The 19,423-nt window shown below is 70.0% G+C and carries 16 protein-coding genes and 1 pseudogene; 5 read left to right on the forward strand and 12 right to left on the reverse strand.

What is annotated here, in order from left to right; translation table 11 throughout:
• Positions 1-59: 59 nt before the first annotated feature.
• Together EJC51_RS33155 and pta are read right to left on the reverse strand one after the other, a co-directional pair.
• Positions 60-1,283, reverse strand: coding sequence for an acetate kinase (locus EJC51_RS33155; RefSeq protein WP_126274425.1), 1,224 nt, complete (start codon positions 1,281-1,283; stop codon positions 60-62).
• Complete coding sequence (pta, locus tag EJC51_RS33160; protein WP_126274426.1) at positions 1,280-3,373, reverse strand: phosphate acetyltransferase; 2,094 nt, start codon at positions 3,371-3,373, stop codon at positions 1,280-1,282. Before pta ends, EJC51_RS33155 begins: the two co-directional genes overlap by 4 nt.
• Positions 3,374-3,563: 190 nt before the next feature.
• On the opposite strand from pta, the gene EJC51_RS33165 reads away from it, so the two are divergent.
• Entirely contained in the window at positions 3,564-4,589 is a 1,026-nt protein-coding gene (locus tag EJC51_RS33165; RefSeq protein WP_079312644.1) for an ATP-dependent 6-phosphofructokinase, read from the forward strand.
• 39 nt (positions 4,590-4,628) lie between these two features.
• Here the strand turns inward: EJC51_RS33165 and EJC51_RS33170 are convergent, their stop codons facing one another.
• From EJC51_RS33170 to EJC51_RS33205, 8 genes are all read right to left on the reverse strand, one after another.
• A complete protein-coding gene (locus EJC51_RS33170) occupies positions 4,629-5,333 on the reverse strand; it encodes a helix-turn-helix domain-containing protein (RefSeq protein WP_207924763.1) in 705 nt (234 codons plus the stop codon).
• A 495-nt stretch (positions 5,334-5,828) separates the two neighbouring features.
• Entirely contained in the window at positions 5,829-6,656 is an 828-nt protein-coding gene (locus EJC51_RS33175) for a carbohydrate ABC transporter permease (RefSeq protein WP_126274428.1), read from the reverse strand.
• A 2-nt stretch (positions 6,657-6,658) separates the two neighbouring features.
• Positions 6,659-7,474: a carbohydrate ABC transporter permease gene (locus tag EJC51_RS33180; protein WP_126277229.1), complete on the reverse strand. Its 816-nt coding sequence runs from the start codon at positions 7,472-7,474 to the stop codon at positions 6,659-6,661.
• Between the two features lie 143 nt (positions 7,475-7,617).
• The gene (locus EJC51_RS33185; protein WP_126274429.1) at positions 7,618-8,988 is read right to left on the reverse strand and encodes an extracellular solute-binding protein; all 1,371 of its coding nucleotides are present in this window, start codon (positions 8,986-8,988) and stop codon (positions 7,618-7,620) included.
• A 70-nt stretch (positions 8,989-9,058) separates the two neighbouring features.
• Positions 9,059-10,978, reverse strand: a complete 1,920-nt coding sequence (locus EJC51_RS49240; protein WP_126277231.1) for a tetratricopeptide repeat protein — start codon at positions 10,976-10,978, stop codon at positions 9,059-9,061.
• Positions 10,979-11,081: 103 nt separating this feature from the next.
• Positions 11,082-11,939, reverse strand: coding sequence for a 5'-methylthioadenosine/S-adenosylhomocysteine nucleosidase (locus EJC51_RS33195; protein WP_244362960.1), 858 nt, complete (start codon positions 11,937-11,939; stop codon positions 11,082-11,084).
• Positions 11,940-11,975: 36 nt separating this feature from the next.
• Positions 11,976-12,167: a hypothetical protein gene (locus EJC51_RS33200; RefSeq protein WP_126274430.1), complete on the reverse strand. Its 192-nt coding sequence runs from the start codon at positions 12,165-12,167 to the stop codon at positions 11,976-11,978.
• A 9-nt stretch (positions 12,168-12,176) separates the two neighbouring features.
• A complete protein-coding gene (locus EJC51_RS33205; RefSeq protein ID WP_126277232.1) occupies positions 12,177-13,028 on the reverse strand; it encodes a helix-turn-helix domain-containing protein in 852 nt (283 codons plus the stop codon).
• A gap of 357 nt (positions 13,029-13,385) precedes the next feature.
• Between EJC51_RS33205 and EJC51_RS33210 the strand changes: the two genes are divergently transcribed.
• Entirely contained in the window at positions 13,386-13,775 is a 390-nt protein-coding gene (locus tag EJC51_RS33210; RefSeq protein WP_341870682.1) for an ATP-binding protein, read from the forward strand.
• Between the two features lie 8 nt (positions 13,776-13,783).
• Here the strand turns inward: EJC51_RS33210 and EJC51_RS33215 are convergent, their stop codons facing one another.
• Complete coding sequence (locus tag EJC51_RS33215) at positions 13,784-15,757, reverse strand: tetratricopeptide repeat protein (RefSeq protein ID WP_341870734.1); 1,974 nt, start codon at positions 15,755-15,757, stop codon at positions 13,784-13,786.
• Between the two features lie 106 nt (positions 15,758-15,863).
• Complete coding sequence (locus EJC51_RS33220) at positions 15,864-16,730, reverse strand: 5'-methylthioadenosine/S-adenosylhomocysteine nucleosidase (protein WP_126274433.1); 867 nt, start codon at positions 16,728-16,730, stop codon at positions 15,864-15,866.
• 32 nt (positions 16,731-16,762) lie between these two features.
• On the opposite strand from EJC51_RS33220, the gene EJC51_RS33225 reads away from it, so the two are divergent.
• From EJC51_RS33225 to EJC51_RS49420, 3 genes and pseudogenes are all read left to right on the forward strand, one after another.
• A complete protein-coding gene (locus EJC51_RS33225; protein WP_126274434.1) occupies positions 16,763-17,314 on the forward strand; it encodes a hypothetical protein in 552 nt (183 codons plus the stop codon).
• Positions 17,315-17,369: 55 nt separating this feature from the next.
• Positions 17,370-18,131 carry a hypothetical protein gene (locus EJC51_RS49415; protein ID WP_341870683.1) on the forward strand — a complete coding sequence of 254 codons (762 nt, stop codon included), beginning with the start codon at positions 17,370-17,372 and terminating at the stop codon, positions 18,129-18,131.
• A 98-nt stretch (positions 18,132-18,229) separates the two neighbouring features.
• Positions 18,230-19,420, forward strand: a pseudogene (locus EJC51_RS49420) (tetratricopeptide repeat protein); the annotation flags it as partial.
• Positions 19,421-19,423 lie beyond the last annotated feature (3 nt).

Below are 19,423 nucleotides of genomic sequence, written 5' to 3' on the forward strand. Positions count from 1 at the left end.
CGCCGCGGAATATTCCGTCTGGCGGAAGATACAAATGGGCGGCAATGCGCTCAGGCGTGTTACTGATGTGTATTTCTTCCGACCAGTGCGTAGGTCTGAGTGGCGATCTCCAGTTCTTCGTCGGTCGGTATCACGGCGACGGCCACGCGGGCGTACTCCGGCGAGATCAGCCGCGGCCGGTCACTGCGTACGGCGTTCAGCTCGCTGTCCACCGCCAGGCCCAGCTCCTCCAGGCCCGCCACCGCAGCCTCCCGCACCGGACTCGCGTTCTCGCCGACTCCTGCTGTGAAGGCGACCGCGTCGACCCGGCCGAGCACGGCGTAATAGGCGCCGATGTACTTCTTCAAACGGTGAATGTAGATGTCGAAGGCGAGTTGCGCCTCCTCGTCACCCTCGTCCACCCGGCGGCGGATCTCGCGCATGTCGTTGTCGCCGCACAGCCCGATGAGACCGCTCTTCTTGTTGAGAAGAGTGTCGATCTCGTCGATGGACATTCCGCCAACCCGCGCCAAATGGAAGATGACGGCCGGATCCAGGTCACCGGAACGCGTACCCATCACCAGTCCCTCCAAAGGCGTCAGCCCCATGGAGGTGTCCACGCACCGGCCCCCGCGGACCGCCGAGGCGGAGGCCCCGTTCCCGAGGTGCAGCACGATGACGTTCACGTCCTCGGGCGCCTTGCCCAGCAGCTTCGCCGTCGCCCGGGAGACGTACGCGTGCGAGGTGCCGTGGAAGCCGTAGCGCCGCACGCGGTGCGCGTCGGCGGTCGCGGTGTCGATGGCGTAGCGGGCGGCCGACTCCGGCATCGTGGTGTGGAAGGCGGTGTCGAAGACGGCGACCTGCGGCAGGTCGGGGCGGAGCGTCTGCGCGGTGCGGATGCCGGTGAGGTTGGCCGGGTTGTGCAGCGGGGCGACCGGGATCAGCCGCTCGATCTCGGCGAGCACGGCGTCGTCGACGACGGTCGGCGCGGTGAAGGTCTGTCCGCCGTGCACGACCCGGTGCCCGATGGCGGCCAGCTCGGGGGAGTCGAGCCCCAGCCCGTCCTTGGCCAGCTCCTCCGCCACGGCCTTCAGCGCGGCCTCGTGGTCGCGGATCGGCCCGGACCACTCACGCGTGGTGTCGGACTCGACGTGTGTGTGCTTGAGCCGTGAGGTCTCCTCGCCGATCCGCTCGACGAGCCCCACGGCCAGCCGGCTGCTGTCGCTCATGTCGAGCAGCTGGTACTTCACCGACGAGGAGCCGGAGTTGAGGACCAGGATGCGGGTGTCGCGGGACGAGCTCACTGGGCGGTTGCCTTCTCGGTCGGGGACTGGGCCTGGATCGCCGTGATGGCGACGGTGTTGACGATGTCCTGGACGAGGGCGCCCCGGGACAGGTCGTTGACCGGCTTGCGCAGCCCCTGGAGGACCGGGCCGACGGCGATCGCGCCGGCCGAACGCTGCACGGCCTTGTAGGTGTTGTTGCCGGTGTTGAGGTCGGGGAAGATCAACACGCTGGCCTGGCCGGCGACTTCGGACTCCGGCAGCTTGGTGGCGGCGACCGTGGGCTCCACGGCGGCGTCGTACTGAATGGGCCCCTCGATCTTCAGATCCGGCCTCCGCAGCCGCACCAGCTCGGTCGCCTCGCGCACCTTGTCGACGTCGGCGCCCGAGCCGGACGTACCCGTGGAGTACGACAGCATCGCGATCCGCGGCTCCACCCCGAACTGCTCGGCGGTCGCGGCCGACTGGATGGCGATGTCGGCCAGTTGCTCGGCGTTCGGGTCGGGGTTCACCGCGCAGTCGCCGTAGACCAGGACCTTGTCGGCGAGGCACATGAAGAAGACGGACGAGACGATGTCGGCGTCCGGCTTGGTCTTGATGATCTCGAAGGCCGGGCGGATGGTGGCCGCCGTGGAGTGCACGGAGCCGGACACCATGCCGTCCGCGAGCCCCTCCTGGACCATCAGCGTCCCGAAGTAGTTCACATCGCTGACGACGTCGTACGCCAGCTCCACCGTCACGCCCTTGTGGGCGCGGAACGCGGCGTACTTCTCGGCGAAGGAGTCGCGCAGCTCGGAGGTGGCGGGGTCGATCAGCTGGGCGTCGCCCACGTCGATGCCGAGGTCGGCGGCCTTCTTGCGGATCTGGTCCTCGGGGCCGAGCAGGGTCAGCTCGCAGACTCCGCGGCGCAGCAGCACCTCGGCGGCGTGCAGGACACGGGCCTCGGTGCCCTCGGGCAGGACCACCCGGCGCTTGTCGGAACGGGCCTGTTCCAGCAGCTTGTGCTCGAACATCATCGGCGTGACACGGTCGCTGCTCGGCGCGGAGACCCGCTTGAGCAGGTCGCCGGTGTCGACATGGCGCTCGAACAGACCGAGCGCGGTCTCCGCCTTGCGCGGGGTGACCGCGCTCAGCTTCCCCTCCAGGGAGAAGAGCTGCTCGGCGGTGGGGAAGCTGTTGCCGGGCACCGAGAGGACCGGGGTGCCGGGAGCGAGGCGGGCGGCGAGGGTCAGGACGTCGTCGCTCGGCACCTCGGCGAGCGTGAGCAGCACGCCCGCGATCGGCGGGGTGCCGGCGCTGTGCGCGGCGAGCGAGCCGACGACCAGATCGGCCCGGTCGCCCGGCGTCACGACCAGGCAGCCCGGGGTCAGCGCCTTGAGGAGGTTCGGCAGCATCGCCCCGCCGAACACGAAGTCCAGCGCGTCCCGGGCCAGCCCGGCGTCGTCGCCGAGGAGCACCCGGGCGTCGAGGGCGTGGGCTACCTGGGAGACGGTCGGCGCGGCGAGGGCGGGCTCGTCGGGCAGCACATAACAGGGGACGGGCAGCCGGGAGGCGTCGAGGCGCTCGGCTATGAGGTCGCGGTCCTCGCGGGCGACCCGGTTGGTGACCATCGCGAGGACGTCGCAGCCCAGGCCGTCGTAGGCGCGGTAGGCGTTGCGGGTCTCGGCGAGCACGGACTCGGCCGGCTGCTTGCGGCCGCCCACGACGGGGATCACGGACGCCCCGAACTCGTTGGCGAGGCGGGCGTTGAGGTTGAGCTCGTCCGGGACCTGGGTGTCGGCGAAGTCGGTGCCGAGGACGAGGACGACGTCGTAGTCCCGCGCGACGCGATGGAACCGGTCGACGAGCGTCGAGACCAGCTCGTCCGTGCCCTGTTCGGCCTGGAGGGCGGACGCCTCGTGGTAGTCCATGCCGTAGACCGTGGCCGGGTCCTGGGAGAGGCGGTAGCGGGCGCGCAGCAGCTCGAACAGGCGATCGGGACTGTGATGCACGAGGGGCCGGAAGACACCCACCCGGTCGACCTGCCGGGTCAGGAGTTCCATGACCCCCAGCTCGACGACCTGGCGGCCGTCGCCGCGGTCGATACCGGTCACGTACACGCTGCGGGTCACGCGTGCTCTCCAATCGCTGGGGCTCGGCGCCGTCATAAAAATCGCCCACCAGGGTGAGCGAAACCCTCTTGACAATACCTTTCCCGGTGGATAAGGCGCCCGTCAAAACCGGATGCGGCAGCGCACTGAGGGACGTGGAACAATCGGACAAGGCTCACCGGTATCAACAGCGAGCAGGAGACACAGCACGATGCGCATCGGAGTTCTCACCGCAGGCGGCGACTGCCCTGGCCTGAACGCCGTGATTCGGTCGGTCGTGCACCGAGCGGTCGACAACTACGGCGACGAGGTGATCGGCTTCGAGGACGGCTACTCCGGCCTGCTGGACGGCCGCTACCGTGCCCTCGACCTCGACAGCGTGAGCGGCATCCTGGCCCGCGGCGGCACCATCCTCGGCTCCTCCCGCCTGGAGCGCGACCGTCTGCGCGAGGCCTGTGAGCGGGCCGAGGACATGGTCGCGGACTTCGGCATCGACGCACTGATCCCGATCGGCGGCGAGGGCACGCTGACGGCGGCGCGGATGCTGTCCGACGCCGGTCTGCCGGTGGTCGGCGTCCCGAAGACGATCGACAACGACATCTCCTCGACGGACCGTACCTTCGGCTTCGACACGGCGGTGGGCGTGGCCACGGAAGCCATGGACCGCCTGAAGACGACCGCCGAGTCCCATCAGCGCGTGATGGTCGTCGAGGTCATGGGCCGGCACGCGGGCTGGATCGCGCTGGAGTCCGGGATGGCGGCGGGCGCGCACGGCATCTGCCTGCCGGAGCGCCCCTTCGACCCGGCGGACCTCGTCAAGATGGTCGAGGAGCGCTTCTCGCGCGGCAAGAAGTTCGCGGTGATCTGCGTGGCGGAGGGCGCGCACCCCGCCGAGGGTTCCATGGACTACGGCAAGGGCGAGATCGACCAGTTCGGCCACGAGCGCTTCCAGGGCATCGGCACGGCGCTGGCGTACGAGCTGGAGCGGCGCCTCGGCAAGGAGGCCAAGCCGGTGATTCTGGGTCATGTGCAGCGGGGTGGCGTGCCGACGGCGTACGACCGGGTCCTGGCGACCCGCTTCGGCTGGCACGCGGTGGAGGCGGCGCACCGGGGTGAGTTCGGGCGGATGACGGCTCTGCGCGGGACGGACATCGTGATGGTGCCGCTGGCGGAGGCCGTGACCGAGCTGAAGACGGTGCCGAAGGACCGGATGGACGAGGCGGAGTCGGTCTTCTAGGCCGTTTCGTATTCCTTTCGTGTTCCTTTCCGGGTCTGGTCAACCGGTGATCTCCTGGACGTTCGTCCAGAAGTGATCGACGATCCGGTCGAGGAAGTCCTGTCCCGACGCGTCCGCGCCGTTGCCGCTGCCCCAGCTGAGGGTGGCCATCATCTGCCCCTGGTACTCGCGGTGCAGCTCCTGGAGAGCGTCCTCCAGGAGCCGCCGGTCCAGGGGCACGATCTTGCCGACCGGGCGGACGTAGGCCTGCCAGCGCGTGGTGACCGCGCTGCGCAGATGCTCGGCCAGGCGTGGCTCGCGCCCGGTGACGGTGACGAAGTCCGGCAGGTCGAGTTCGAGCAGTTCGGCGAGGGCGGTGGCCTGGCGTTCGGTGCCGCGCCAGTCGTTGTTCTCCTCCATCCGCAGATAGGCGAGGATCTCCAGGCCCAGGGCGCGGGCGACGTCGTCGGGCGCGAGTCCGCGGGTGATGCGGTGCTCGCGCAGGGTCCGCGGCCGCCCGATGAGCTCACCCGGCGAACACCACAGCACGCCCGCGAGAGCGGTCAGCTCCGGGCTGGTCGGCGAGACCATGCCGCGCTCCCAGGCGACCACGAGATCCGGGGTGACGTACGGCATCCCGTACGAGGCCCGCATGCCGTAGGCGACATGCTCGGGCCCCATGTTGAGGGCGGTTCTGAGGCGACGGGCGGCGGGGGCGTTGAAGGGAGGGCCTGGCTGGTTCGGGAGAGCTGGGGGTCGGCGCACGGGGCACAACGTAGGGGCGTGCGCCGGTGGTGACTACGGTCTGTTCGGCCAGGATCACGGATTGTAGGAACGTACGGTTTCGGCCAGGGGTTCGGGTGGCTGGTGATCGACGGTCGGCGGGGTGGGGGTGGTGGTGAGGGCGGCGCGGGACGGGTGTCGCGGGCGCGGTCGGGAGGACGGCGGCTCGGGGTGGGAAGTGAACGGCAAGGTAGAGCGGCATATTCGCGAGCGCTTGCCGACGCCGGACTTCTCGGACTCCGCGAGGGTCTGGGGCGACGGAATGCCGTGGATCTCGCGTATGCGAGCGGATCTCGAAGGCGAGTGCGTCGGGGGCAACGCGGCAATCGGACGCGTGGAGGGGGAGAACGTGCGGCGCAATCCTGTCGTCTCGTTGTCCCGTTGCGATCCGGGATCGCAGGGTGGTCGGCTGGGGTGGTCGGCGGGGAGCCGTTCCGGCCGGAAGGGCTGCCGGAGGCCTGACGGCCCTCGGGCGGTTCATCCCTTCACCGCGCCGCCGAGCGCGAAGCCCCCGCCCAGCCGCCGGGCGACCAGCACGTACAGCAGGATCACCGGCGTCGAGTAGATGACGGAGAACGCGGCCAGCTGTCCGTACGCCACCATCCCCCTGTTCCCGAAGAACTCGTTGATGCTCACGCTCGCCGGCATCTGGTCGGGCGTGAGCAGCAGCATGAAGGGGACGAAGAAGTTGCCCCACATCATGACGAAGGAGAAGACCGTCACGACGGCAACTCCTGGGCCCATCAGGGGGAGCACGATGCGGATCAGGGACTGGAACGACGACGCCCCGTCCGTCCAGGCAGCTTCCTCCAGCTCCTTCGGTACGCCGTCCATGAAGTTCTTCATCAGCCAGATGGCGAAGGGGAGTTGGGACGCGGCGAAGAAGAAGATCGTGCCCTGCATGGTGTCGATGAGGTTCACCCGCACGAACAGGGCGTACACCGGGACCATGATCGCGGTGATCGGCAGGCTCGTCGCGAAGAGGATCGTCAGGAGGAAGGGGCGGTTCAGGCGGGAACGGAAGCGGGACAGGGGGTACGCCGCCAGCGCCGAGCACGCCACGGTCAGCAGGGTTCCGCCGCCGCACAGGATCAGGCTGTTGAGCAGCGGCGTGAGCGTGATCTCCGGGGTCAGGACCGCGTCGAAGTTGTCCAGGGTGAGGCCGTCGGGGGCCTTCACCCGGAGCTCCGCTCGCGGGTCCAGGGACGACAGGATCACCCACGCCAGGGGCAGCGCGAAGGCCGCGGCCACCACCAACAGTCCTGCGTCGGCGGCCAGTCGGCGGCTCGTACGGCGGCTTGGCATCGTCAGACCTCCGTCCGCAGCAGGCGCATATAGACGACGGAGAACAGCGAGCCGACCAGCAACAACAGCAGCGCCACCGCCGTGCCGTAGCCGATCATGCTGTTCTGGAAGGCCTGTTCGTACATGAAGAGCGGGAGGGTCTGGCTCTTGTCACCCGGGCCGCCTCTCGTCATCACCCAGATCAGACCGAAGACGGACAGGGTCTGGAGCGTGTTGAGCATCAGGTTCGTGCCGATCGAGCGGCGGATCATCGGCAGCGTGATGTGCCACATACGGCGCCAGCCGCCGGCGCCGTCCACCTCCGCCGCTTCTGTGATCTCCTTCGGGATCTCGTTGAGCGCCGCCGAGTAGACCAGCATGGAGAAGGCCGTGCCTCGCCATACGTTCGCGAAGGACACCGCCAGGATCGGCAGCGTGAACAGCCAGTTCTGGGACGGGAGATGGAGCGCGTCGAGGATGGCGTTGAGCGTGCCCTCCTTGCGGAAGAAGGCGTAGAGAAGGAAGCCCGCCACCACCTCCGGCAGGACCCACGCCGTGATCACTATCCCGCCGGTGAGCGTGCGGACCGGCTTCGAAGCGCGCTGCATGAGGGAGGCGAGCGCCAGGCCGAGGGTGTTCTGGCCGATCAGGGAGGAGATGACGGTGAAGACCAGCGTCAGCCAGACCGCGTTGAGGAACTCCTCGTCCTGGAAGGCCTCGCGGAAGTTGTCGAAGCCCACGAACGACGCGTGCGCCTGGCCGGTGAGCTGGAGGTCGGTGAAGGCGATGTAGGCGCAGTAGGCGATGGGGCCCGCGAGGAAGAGGAGCAGTAGGACCAGGGCGGGGGAGAGGGGGAGGAGCCGGGTGAGGCGGCGGGTGAAGGGGTGGGTGAGGGAGCGGTGGCCGGGGGGACGGCCGAGGTGGTGGTCCGGGTGACGGGCGAGGTGGTGGCCGGGGTGACGGGCGAGGGGGCCGCCGTCGCTCACTTCTGGATCACCTGGTTGTCCGTGGCCGACTTGAGCGCGTCGTCGTACGAACTCGCCGCCTCGTCCGTCGACATGTCACCGGTGGTCACACCCTCCATCGCCTCCTGAATCGCCGTGGAGACCTTCGGATACGCGGGGTAGGCAGGCCGGTAGTGCGTACTCGCGACCAGGTCGGTGAAGAACTTGATGCCGGGCTGGGCGGAGGCGTAGGCGGGGTCGCTCGCGACGTCCTTCCGGACCGCGATACCGGAGTTGGCGATGTACCACTTCTGCGCGTTCGCCTTCGTCTGCATCGTCTCGATGAACTTGAAGGCGAGGTCCGGGTTGGCCGCCTTGGCGGGGATCGCCCAGGTCCAGCCGCCGGACATGCTCACCTTGCCGGGCGCCTGGCCGTGCTGGGTGGGCATGTAGGCGAGGCCCAACTTCCGAGACCACTCGGGCCATTCGTGACCGCTGCCCGGCAGCCAGTCCTGCGGGAGCCAGGAGCCGTCCAGGTCGATGGCGAGCTTGCCCTTGGGGAGCAGATCGCCGCGGACGATCGTCTGGATGTTGGGGTCGAGGGCCGTGGAGACGTCGGGGCCGAGCTTCTCCTGGTAGACCGTCTCGACGAAATCGAGGGCGTCCTTGAAGCCCTGGCTTCCGGCGATCCACTTCTTGCTGGTGGTGTCGTAGAGGGGGTCGGTGGTGCCGTCGTTCGTGCCGTAGAGCAGCATCTCGAAGCCCTGCATGGTGGCGGCCTCGCCGGCGGGTTTGCCGGTGTAGACGTTGAGGGGCGTGACGTCGGGGACCTTGCGTTTGATGGTGCGGGCCGCGTCGAGGACTTCGTCCCAGGTCTTCGGCTGCCAGTCGGTGGGGAGGCCGGCCTTCGCGAAGATGCCCTTGTCGAACCAGAGGCCCCGGGTGTCGGTGCCGTCCGGGACGCCGTACGTCTTTCCGTCCTCGGCCTTGGCCGCCGTCTTCGCCGTGTCGATGAACTGGGCCCAGTCGGGCCACTTGGCGAGGTAGTCGTCCAGCGGCTTCAAGTACCCGCTGGTGATGTCGGAGTTGATGAGGAAGGTGTCCTCGTAGACCAGGTCCGGGGCGGTCTTGGGGGAACGGAGCATCTGCTGGACCTTGGTGTAGTACTCCGAGTCCGGGGCCTTGACGGGGATGAACTCGACCTTCTTGCCGGGGTTTTCCTTCTCGAACTGCGTCTTGATGCCGGCGAGGAACTCGTCCATCACCTTGATGGAGTTGTCCGTTGACTGCTTGAAGGAGACCTTGAGCGTGTCGGGGTCGGATCCGGACGAGCCGCTGCACGCGGTGAGGGTCGCTGCGGCGGTGAGGGTGGAGACGAGGAGTACGGCGGCGGTGGGGCGCACGGGCATGACCTCCTGCGGGCTCACGTGGGGGTGGCGCCGGGATGGTTGCCCCGTGAAGGTAGGAGGGGTGGTCTAGTCAGGTCAATGCGTCTGCGGCGGATTGGGCGTCGGCGGCGTCGGCGGGGGCGTTGGCGCGGGTGAATGCGTTGGCGGCTTCAAGGTAGGCGGGGCGGGCCTGGGCGGGACGGCCGGCGGTCTGATGGAGGATGGCCAGGTTGTAGAGGGCCAGCCCCGCGCTGTACCAGTCCTCGCACTCCCGGGCGATCTCCAGGGATGTGCCGTACGCCTCGACCGCCTCCTCAACCCGGCCTGCCTGCTCCAGGGCGATGCCGAGGCCGTTCCACGCGCTCGCCTCGCGGGTGCGGTCCCCGACAGCCTGGTACAAGTCGCGGGCCCGGGTGTGGGCCTGCACCGCCTCCTCCACCCCACCTGCCTCCCGCAGGGCAACGCCGAGATTGTTCCACGCGACCGCCTCGCGGGTGCGGTCCCCGACAGCCTGGAACAGGTCGCGGGCCCGGGTGTGGGCCTGCACGGCCTCCTCCACCCCACCCGCCTCCCGCAAGGCGAGGCCAAGGCCGCTCCACGCGCCCGCCTCACCGGAACGGTCCCCGACGTCCTGGTACAGGTCGCGGGCCCGGGTGTGGGCCTGCACCGCCTCCTCCACCCGGCCCACCTCCCGCAGGGCGTTGCCGAGGTTGTTCCACGCGCCCGCCTCGTCCAGCCGGTCACCCGTCCGCCTGGCCGCCTCCCGCCGTGCCTCCGCCACCGCGATCCAGTCGTCGAAATACCGCCGCCAGGCCAGATACTCCGCCAGACACAAGGCCAGCCGCACCGCCTCCCGCGCGAACCGCTCCTCCCGCCCCCACCCCACCGCCGCCACCAGCCCAGCCCGCTCCCCGTCGAACCACGCCAACGCCTCCCCCCGCCCCCCGAACCGCTCCGGCACTGGCATCCCCGGCAACCACCGCAACCGGTCATCCGCCGCATCCGCCCACCGCACAAACCACCCCAACACCCGCTCCCGAGCCCCCTCCCCCTCCTTCCGCAACTCCGCATCCCCCGACACCAAATCCGCACCGAACGCTCGCACCAGGTCATGCAGCCGCCAGCGCACGTCCTCTCCTGCGACCGGTACTGGTGTGACCAGACAGGCGGCAGCCAGCCCCTCCAGCAGGGTGAGCGTCCGGCTGTCGGAGAGCCCGGCCAGCGCTGCCGCCGCCTCGCCGCTGACCTCGGCCGTAGGAGCCAAGGACAGCAAGCGCAACAACCGCGCCTGATCCGAAGGGAGTTGACCGTAAGCCGCCTCCAATACAGGGCGTGCCCCGAGCACCCGCATCCGGTCTCCGTCCCCGCCCAGCTCCTTCGCCAGCGAACCGATGCTTCGATACCGCCGCTCCCGCAGCATGCCGACCGTCAGGCGCAGCGCCAGCGGATGATGTCCGCACAGCGTTCCGAGTTCGGCAACGGCTTTCGGCTCGCGCAGTACCCGGTCGTCTCGCGGATCGGTGAGCTGGAGGGACTTGGTGAGGAGGTCGGCCGCCGCCTCCGGTGTCAGGACATCGAGGTCGAGCAGTCGTGCGTCCAGGGCGGTGAGCCGTCCTCGGGACGTGATCAGTACCCGGTGATGGTCGGTACCGGGGAGGAGGGGTGTGAGCTGGGCGGGGTCCGAGGCGTTGTCGAAGAGCAGCAGCGTCGAGGGACGTTCGTCGAGCAACGCCTGATAGAGGGCGTATTGGCTCGCCGACGTCTGGGGAAGGTCCGTACCGCACACGCCCAGGCCGTCCAGCAATGCCACCAGCGCCTGGTCCGCCGTCACCGGGTCGTCGTCGTACCCGCGGAAGTCGACGAACAGCGTCCCGCCCGGAAACCATCCGTTCCGCACCGCCTGCCGTGCCGCGTACACCGCCAACGACGTCTTCCCGATCCCGCCCAGCCCCGACACCGCGCAGATCAGCACGGGCAAGTCGGAATCGGCGGCCGGATTCAGCACCGGCATCAGCTCGGCGAGGTCGCCGTCCCGCCCCGTGAATCCCGCGGGCACCGCTGGTAGTGCGGCGGTCGCCACCGGCACCGGGCCGTGGACCGACCTGCGCGTCGAACTACCGCTCTCCCCACTTCTTCGCGGTGAACGGCCCGTTGAAGGTGCTGCCCCGGAAGTCGAGGTGGTCCCCGCCGTATGTGCCCGCGGAATGGGGACCCTCCTGGTCGGAGTCGTCGCCCTCGCGTCCGGCAGACCCCGCCCGACCCCCGAACGGCCGCAACTCCCGCAACACCGCCACCACCGCCGAAGCCGCACTCGCCGCGGCCCTCGGCTGCCAACCCGCCCCGTCCACCCGGGACTTGTCCCCGTCGGCCCGATCGCTGATCCCCCGGATCACCAGCGCGTCCCCACCGGCGAGATCGACCGCGCTCACCACCCCCGCGCCCTCCATCTCGATGGCGGCCGCGTCGTTGTAGTACTTCTTCAAATGCTCGGCCAGCGCGGACTCCGACGCCGCCAGTACGACGTCCCCGGCCGCGATCGGCTTCAAATGCGCCCGAGGATCATCCCGAAGGGCGTCCTGCGCCGCCGCCCGCAACCGATGCGAGGCACGCCAGGCCTCCGGTCGTACATGGAAGCCGTCCGGGGTCTCCTTGCCGCCGTGCACCGCGTACACCTTGGTCGCGACGACGACGTCCCCCAGCGCGATGTCGTCCTTCAGACCGCCGGCGACCCCGACGAAGAACACGGCGTCGGGCTCCAGCCATGTCATCACCCGCTCCGTCAGGGCGGCGGCGGTCAGGTTGCCCTCGCCCATCTGCACCAGGGCGACCGACCATGGTGTGCCCGCCAAGGTCCCGACCTCGGCACGAGTGCCGCGCGGGTGCTCCCGCTTGTGGATGTCCGTCAGGTGTCCCCGTACGGCCGTGTACTCCAGGGACAACGCGGTCAGCACCGCCACGGTGGGTCCTGTCACTCACCCAAGGTACGGCCAAGTGGTCTGTGCGGGAGGCTAGATGAGGTGGTCTGCTTTGCCCGCCTTGATGTCGCGGATGAGGGTGCGGAGCGCTTCGCGGGTGTCGGTGAGGTAGGTGTCCTCGTGACCGGCAACGGCTATGTAGGCGTTGCCGTGGGGGTCGGTGCCGAGGCGGAAGCAGTTGTTGCCCTCGGCGCAGAAGGGCTCTTCCCAGGTGATGTCCGGCATGAGTTGCTCCTACAGGTCGTTGGCGATGGAGTGCATGAGGTCGCGTGAGTCCTTGGGGCTCAGCGTGTGGGCCTGCCACCAGTCCATGTGGGACTGGTACTTGGCGAGCTGGGCCTGCGAGTGAGTGAACTCGCCGCCGTGGGCTGAGTCCAGTTGCACGGTGTCGAGCTGCGGGGTCGGGCCGTGGGCGTACAGCACGGCGTGCCCGGCGCCGGGGAAGGCGCCGGCCTCGACGGGGAGTACGCGAAGCTCGACAGCGTCGCGCTCGGAGACCTGGCAGAGGTGGTGCAGTTGCTCGCGCATCACGCGACGCCCGCCGAACTGCATGCGCAGGGCCCACTCGTGGACGTACGCCACGTACTCGACGGGGTCCTCGCGGTCGAGAACCTGCTGACGCCGTAGTCGCTGTACGACGCGGAGTTCGACCTCGGAATCGGGCAGGGGCGGCAGCGCGGCGGCGAAGACGGCGCGAGCGTACTCGCCGAGTTGCAGCAGGCCGGGGATGTGTACGGTCTGGTAGCTGCGCAGTCGGCTGGCGTACCACTCCAACTCGGCGACATCGAGCAGACCTTGGGGGAGGACGCCCCTGTACTGCTGCCACCAGCCCCGCTTGCGTACGTCAGCCATGGCGACGAGTGCTTCGATGTAAGGCTCGTCCGCGCAATCGTAGTTGCTGGCGAGTATCCGGATGCGTTCGGGTGTGGTGCCCCGGACGCCCGACTCCATGTTGGACACCTTCGTGCGGTCCAGCCCCAGCAGTCCGGCTGCGTACTCCGTGGTCTGCCCAGCGGCCAGACGCATCCTGCGCAGCTCGGCACCCAGGCGTTTCTGACGCTCCGTCGGTGCGGGACGTGTCGGCATCAGTGCCCCTTCTTCCCGGTTGGTCGGGGTCAGTCTGCCCTGTGTGCTGCGCACGGGTCCAATGTGAAGTAGGCAATGTGTAGAAGTAGGTGGCACATGTGCCCATCTTCCCTCTACTGTCAGTGATGAGTCGCTCACGGCGTGACATCGCCGGAAGTGCATCGCACGAGCCTGCCTGCGCTCGCGCGACAGGCCACCGGTCGTGCCGTGACTCATCCAATGCCCGCATCAATAGAGGGAGTTGCCATGCCCGCTGCGCTGACCGTCTCGGCCTGCCCCGTCTCTACCGACGAGCACGAGGCTGCGCCGCCGTGCCCCGATGGCCTCGCGTATAGCCTCACGCTGCCTGCCCAGCCGATGAGTTCCCGCGTCGCGCGGGCCGCGACCCGCGTTGCCCTCCAGGCGCACGGGTTGGGCGACATGACGGAGGCGGTGGTGCAGGTGGTGGGTGAACTGGCCGCGTGTGCGTACCGGTTCACGCCCGACGACGACGCGTACCTGTCGCTGCGGTTCAGGGACGGTGCGTTGCGGGTGATCCTCTACGACGGGCATCCCCGGCACAGCCACCCGAGGGTCGTGGCGGCGTGCGATGCGCGGCGGCGGGCGGCGCTGCGGGTGTTGGGGTGCGTGGTGCGGGCGTGTGAGGGGGAGTGGGGGTTCGGGGAGGCTCGGGAGCCCGGGGGCGGGACGCGGATGTGGGCGGTGGTGCCTTGGGGTGGGGCTCGGGGGTATGCGGGGGTGGGGTGAGGGGTGGGCTATTCCGGGAGGGCGGTGGCTTGGGTGCGGGCTAGTGCGGCTTTGTCGGGGGCGTTGGCTCGGGTAAATGCGTCGGCGGCCTCGAGGTAGGCGGGGCGAGCCTGGGCGGGGCGGCCGGCGGTCTGATGGAGGAGGGCCAGGTTGTAGAGGGCCAGCCCGACGCCGTACCAGTCCTCGCACTCCCGAGCGATCTCCAGGGACGTGCCGTACGCCTCAACCGCCTCGCCCACCCGTCCCGCCTCCTCCTGGGCGACGCCGAGGTTGTTCCACACGCTCGCCTCGCGGGTGCGGTCACCGGCGGCCTGGTACAGGTCGCGGGCCCGGGTGTGGGCCTGCACCGCCTCCTCCACCCGACCCGCCTCCCGCAGGGCGAGGCCGAGGTTGTTCCACGCCATCGCCTCGCCGGGGCGGTCACCGGCGGCCTGGTGCAGATCGCGGGCCCGGGTGAGGGCCTGCACCGCCTCCTCCACCCGACCCGCCTCCCCCAAGGCGTTGCCGAGGCCGTTCCACGCGCTCGCCTCGCGGGGGCGGTTCCCGGCGGCCTGGTGCAGGTCGCGGGCCCGGGTGTGGGCCTGCACCGCCTCCTCCACCCGTCCCGCCTCCCGCAGGGCAACGCCGAGGTTGTTCCACGCGCCCGCCTCGTTCAGCCGGTCACCCGTCCGCCCGGCCGCCTCCCGCCGCGCCTCCGCTACCGCGATCCAGTCGTCGAAATACCGCCGCCAGTACAGATACTCCCCCAGACACAAGGCCAGCCGCACCGCCTCCTGCGCGAACCGCTCCTCCCGCCCCCACCCCACCGCCGCCACCAGCCCGGCCCGCTCCCCGTCGAACCACGCCAACGCTTCCCCCCACTCCCCGAACCGCTCCGGCACTGGCATCCCCGGCAACCACCGCAACCGGTCATCCGCCGCATCCGCCCACCGCAGATACCACCCCAGCACCCGCTCCCGAGCCGCCTCCCCCTCCTCCCGCAACCCCGCATCCCCCGACACCACACCCACCCCAAACGCCCGCACCAAATCATGCAAACCCCACCGCACGGCAGAGTCCCGGCCGTCGACGCAACGCACCGGCAAGACCAGATGAGCGGCGGCGAGGTCCTCCAACAACCCCAGCGCCACCGGCTCTTCGAGATCGGCCAGCGCGCAGATCGCCTCCGTGCTGGTATCCGCCCCCGGTGCCAGTGCGAGCAGGCGCAGCAACCGGGCCTGTGCGGGCGGGAGTCGGCGGTACGACGTCTCCAGAACCGGGCCCAGGACCAGCGACCGGCCGTACACGTCCTTCCCGGGGCTGCCCTTATCGAGTACGGCTGTCGGGTCTGCCGCACCCCGGATCTCGGTCACGAGGGAAGCGATGTCCCGATGGCGCCGCCGACGCAGCATGCCCGCGGCGATCTGCAACGCCAAGGGCAAATGGCCACAAAGCTCGGTCAGTTCGTGCAGCGCGTCGGCTTCCCGGGCCGGTCGGTCGTCGCGTTCGTCGGTGTCGAGCACGGCGCGCGTCAGCAGCGACTCCGAGTCGCCCGGGGTGAGGGTTTCAAGGTCGATGAGCCGGGCCGGGAGGGCGTCGGAGCGGTCCCGGGAAGTGATGATCACCCTGTGGTGGTCCGTGCCCGGCAGTAGGGGCAGGTACTGGGACGGATCCGAGGCGTTGTCCAGGATCAGCAGTGTTCGGTTCCGTCGCTCGGTCAGGAGGGCGTGATACGCGTCGTACTGGCGGCGCGCTGTCGGCGGCAGATCGGGCCCCCGCACGCCCATCGCGTCCAGAAGCGCCAGCACAGCCTGATCCGCCGTCATCGGAGCGTCGTCGTAACCCCGCAGGTCCACGAAGAGGAACCCGCCCGGGAACCAGCCCCTCGCCCGTGCCCGGTGCGCCGCCTCGACCGCGAGCGCGGTCTTGCCGATGCCGCCCATGCCGGTGACGGTGAAGATGAGGAGCGGGGGTGCGGGGGCGTCGTCTTCCGTCGGGGCCAGGTGGGGGAGCAGGCGGTCCAGGTCCGCCTTGCGACCTGTAAAGCTCGGTGGACGGGGTGGCAGCGTCGCGCTCGCCTGTGGGGCCGGGCCGTGGGCGGCGCCCCGGTTACCGCTGCTGCTGCCTGTCGGTCTTGCCGGTGACGGGGCCGTAGAAGGTGCCGCCCCGGAAGTCGATGTGGTCTCCGCCGTACGTCGTTCCGCCGCCTTCCCCGCGTTCTTGGGGACGCTCCTCGGAGTCGGCGGAACCCTCGCGGGGCCGGTGCTTGGTCAGTACGGCCATCGTGACAGCCGCAGCTTGCTTCGCCGCCAGCTGCTGTGAACCCGCCGCGTCGGCCTTGGACTTGCCCGCGTCGGCGTGGTCGCTGATGCCGCGGATGACCAGGGCGTCCAACTGGCCGTTGAGATGGGCGGCTTGGGCGGCGCCGGAGCCCTCCATCTCGATCGCGCCGGCGTCGTTGTAGTTCCGGCGGATGAAGTCGGCGATCTCGGACTCGCTGTCGGCCAGGACGATGTCGCCGGTGGCGATCGGCAGGAAGTGCGCGCGTACGTCGGGCATGTCCCGTACCGCCGAACGGGCCGCCTGTTCCAGGGCGAGGGAACTCGGGAGCGCGCGGGGGCGGACCAGGAGGCCCTCTGGCGTCTGCTTGCCGCCGTGGATCTCGTACACCTGCGTGCCCACGACCACGTCGCCGATCTCCAGGTCGTCCTTGAGGCCGCCGGCGACACCGACGAAGAAGACGGCCTGCGGGTGCAGCCAGTTGATGAGCTGGGTGGTGAGGGATGCGGCACGCTCGGCGCCGACGCCCAGTTCGGAGAGGGCGATCTGCCAGGGCGTGTTGGGGAGTTGGCCCTTCTCCACGCGGAGCCCGCCGCTGTGTACGTGCTCCTCGCGATCCTCGACATGTGCGCGGACGGCCGTGTATTCGAGGGGGAGCGCGGTCAGGATGAGGGCGGTGGGCTGGGTCTTCGGCACACTCTCAAAGTACTGCGGGGGAAGGGGATCGGGTGCCGGAACAGGGTGTCACCGTCGGGCAGTTGCTGATCGTCGAGTATCAGACCATCAAGGACGAGCAGAAGGCACGGATCGGGTTCCGGGACAACCTGCTGTATGTGACCCTCGCCGTCGTGGCCGCCGTCATCGCCGCCGCCGCGCAGGCCAAGCAGGCGTCGATGCTGCTTGCCCTGCCTCCGGTGTGTGTCGTGCTCGGGTGGACCTACCTGGTGAACGACGACAAGATCTCGGCGATCGGTGCGTATGTCCGGGCGGACCTCGGACCCCGGCTTGCGGCGCTTGCCGAGCCGGGTGGGGGATTCCAGGCGTTCGGGTGGGAGACCGGGCACTCGGGGGATCCTCGGCGGAAGTCCCGCAAGGCGATTCAGCTGGTAGTCGACCTGACGGCCTTCTGTGCGGTGCCGATCGCGGCGCTGGTCGTGTTCTGGGTCGGTGGGGAGGGCGGTGAATTGCTCGTCGTCCTGTCGGTGGTGGAGGCGCTGGCCGTGGTCGGGCTCGGGGTGCAGGTCGTGGTGTATGCGAGGGCGGCGCGAACTGGGGTGTGACGCCGTACCGTTGACCTACGGGTGCGAGCGCGAGGACCGGGGGACGGAACGGCGCATGAGAGCGGCTTTACTTGCGGCCCTGGGCGAAGGCGCGGGCGGAGAGGCCGGGCGGCGGGCCGTTGAGGAACTGGCGCGGCTGCTTGGGCAGGGTGCGAGTGACTCGGCGTGGGTGCTCGCCGAGGCGGCCGCCGGCACGGACCGGGAGGACGCGGTACGGGCCTGGGGTGACCGGGTGGCGGAGCTGCTCGGCGCCGATCCGAGGGTCGCGGGTTCCGTCGCGGCGGCCATGGAGCGGCATGCGCCGGGTAGTACCGCGGCCTGGTATCGGGGCGATCACACCGACTTCCGGGGCGGGGTGTTCCTGCGCGAGGTGATCGGCGTACAGGTCGTGATCCAGCAGGCAGCCGCGGCGCCGCAGGCACTGGCCTCGCTGCCGTTGCGGCCCGGTGGGTTCACGGGGCGGGGCGCGGAGACCGCTGAGCTGCTGCGTGCGCTCGATGACTCTGCCGCGGTCGTGGTCACTGCCGTGTCCGGGCTCGGTGGGATCGGCAAGACCGCGCTGGCCGTCGAGACCGCGCATCTGGCGTGCGGGAAGGGGTGGTTCCCGGGCGGGGTGCTCTTCGTGGACCTGCATGGGTACGACGACCGGCCCGTCAGCGCGGACCAGGCGCTTCAGTCACTGTTGCGGGCCCTTGGGGTTCCGCCAGAGCACATTCCGGCCACGGCCGACGATCGGGCGGCTCTCTACCGGTCGGGGACGCTTGTGATCTTCTTGACCGGGCGCTGCGTATCGCCTGCCCTGGGGACAGCCGTGTGACGGACGATGCGTCGGCGGCCGTACGACTCGCCGAACTGTGTGGGCATCTGCCGCTGGCCCTGCAGATCGCGGCGGCGCTGCTGGTGGACGACGTCGATATGCCGGTCGCGGAGCTTGTCGGCGAGCTTGAGGCGTCGCGGGACAGGCTCGTTCACCTCCATGACGGCGAGCGCAGTGTCCGCGCCGCCTTCGAGTTGTCCTATCGCCGGTTGTCTGTCGAACAGGCCCGTCTCCTGCGGCTTCTTGCCCTCGCGCCGGGGGCTGAGGTGAGCGATGAGGTCGCCGCCGTATTGGTGGGGGCCGAGGCTCCACCGCGGGGGGAGTTGAAGGCGCTGGCCCGAGCGCACCTTGTCGAGCGGGGGAGTGGGCGCGGGTGGTGGCGGCTGCATGACTTGGTGCGGGCGTTCGGGGTGGGTGTGGTGGCGGGGGATGCGGGGTTGTGGGAGGAGGGGGAGGTGGCTCGGGAGCGGGTGCTGGGTTGGTATCTGCGGTGGGCTGCGGCGGCGGATGACCGGTTGCGGTGGTTGCCGGGGAGGGAGGTGCCGGAGCGGTTCGGGGGGAGGGGGGAGGCGTTGGCGTGGTTCGACGGGGAGCGGGCTGGGCTGGTGGCGGCGGTGGGGTGGGGTCGGGAGGAGAGGTTCGCGCGGGGGGCGGTGCGGCTGGCCTGGCGTCTGGGGGTGTATCTGGACTGGCGGCGGTATTTCGACGACTGGATCGCGGTGGCGGAGGCGGGGCGGGATGCAGCTGGGCGGGCGGGTGACCGGCTGGACGAGGCGGTCGCGTGGGACCACCTCGGCAGCGCCCTGTGGGAGGTGGGTCGGGGGGAGGAGGCGGTGCAGGCCCTCACCCGGGCCCACGGCCTGTTCCAGGACGTCGGTGACCGCCCCGGCGAGGCGACGGCGTGGAACAACCTCGGCCTCGCCCTGCGGGAGGTGGGTCGGGTGGACGAGGCGGTGCAGGCCCACACCCAGGCCCGCGACCTGCACCAGGCCGTCGGGGACCGCCCCGGCGAGGCGAGCGCGTGGGACGGCCTCGGCGTCGCCTTGCGGGAGGTGGGTCGGGGGGAGGAGGCGGTGCAGGCCCACACCCGGGCCCGTGACCTGTTCCAGGACGTCGGGGACCGCCCCGGCGAGGCGGTGGCGTGGAACAACCTCGGCCTCGCCCTGCGGGATGTGGGTGGGGTGGAGGGGGCGGTCGAGGCGTACGGCACATCCCTGGAGATCGCTCGGGAGTGCGAGGACTGGTACAGCGCGGGGGCGGCCCTCTACAACCTGGCCGGCCTCCACTCGACC

Origin of the sequence: Streptomyces aquilus, assembly GCF_003955715.1 — a bacterium.
Lineage (GTDB): Bacteria > Actinomycetota > Actinomycetes > Streptomycetales > Streptomycetaceae > Streptomyces > Streptomyces aquilus.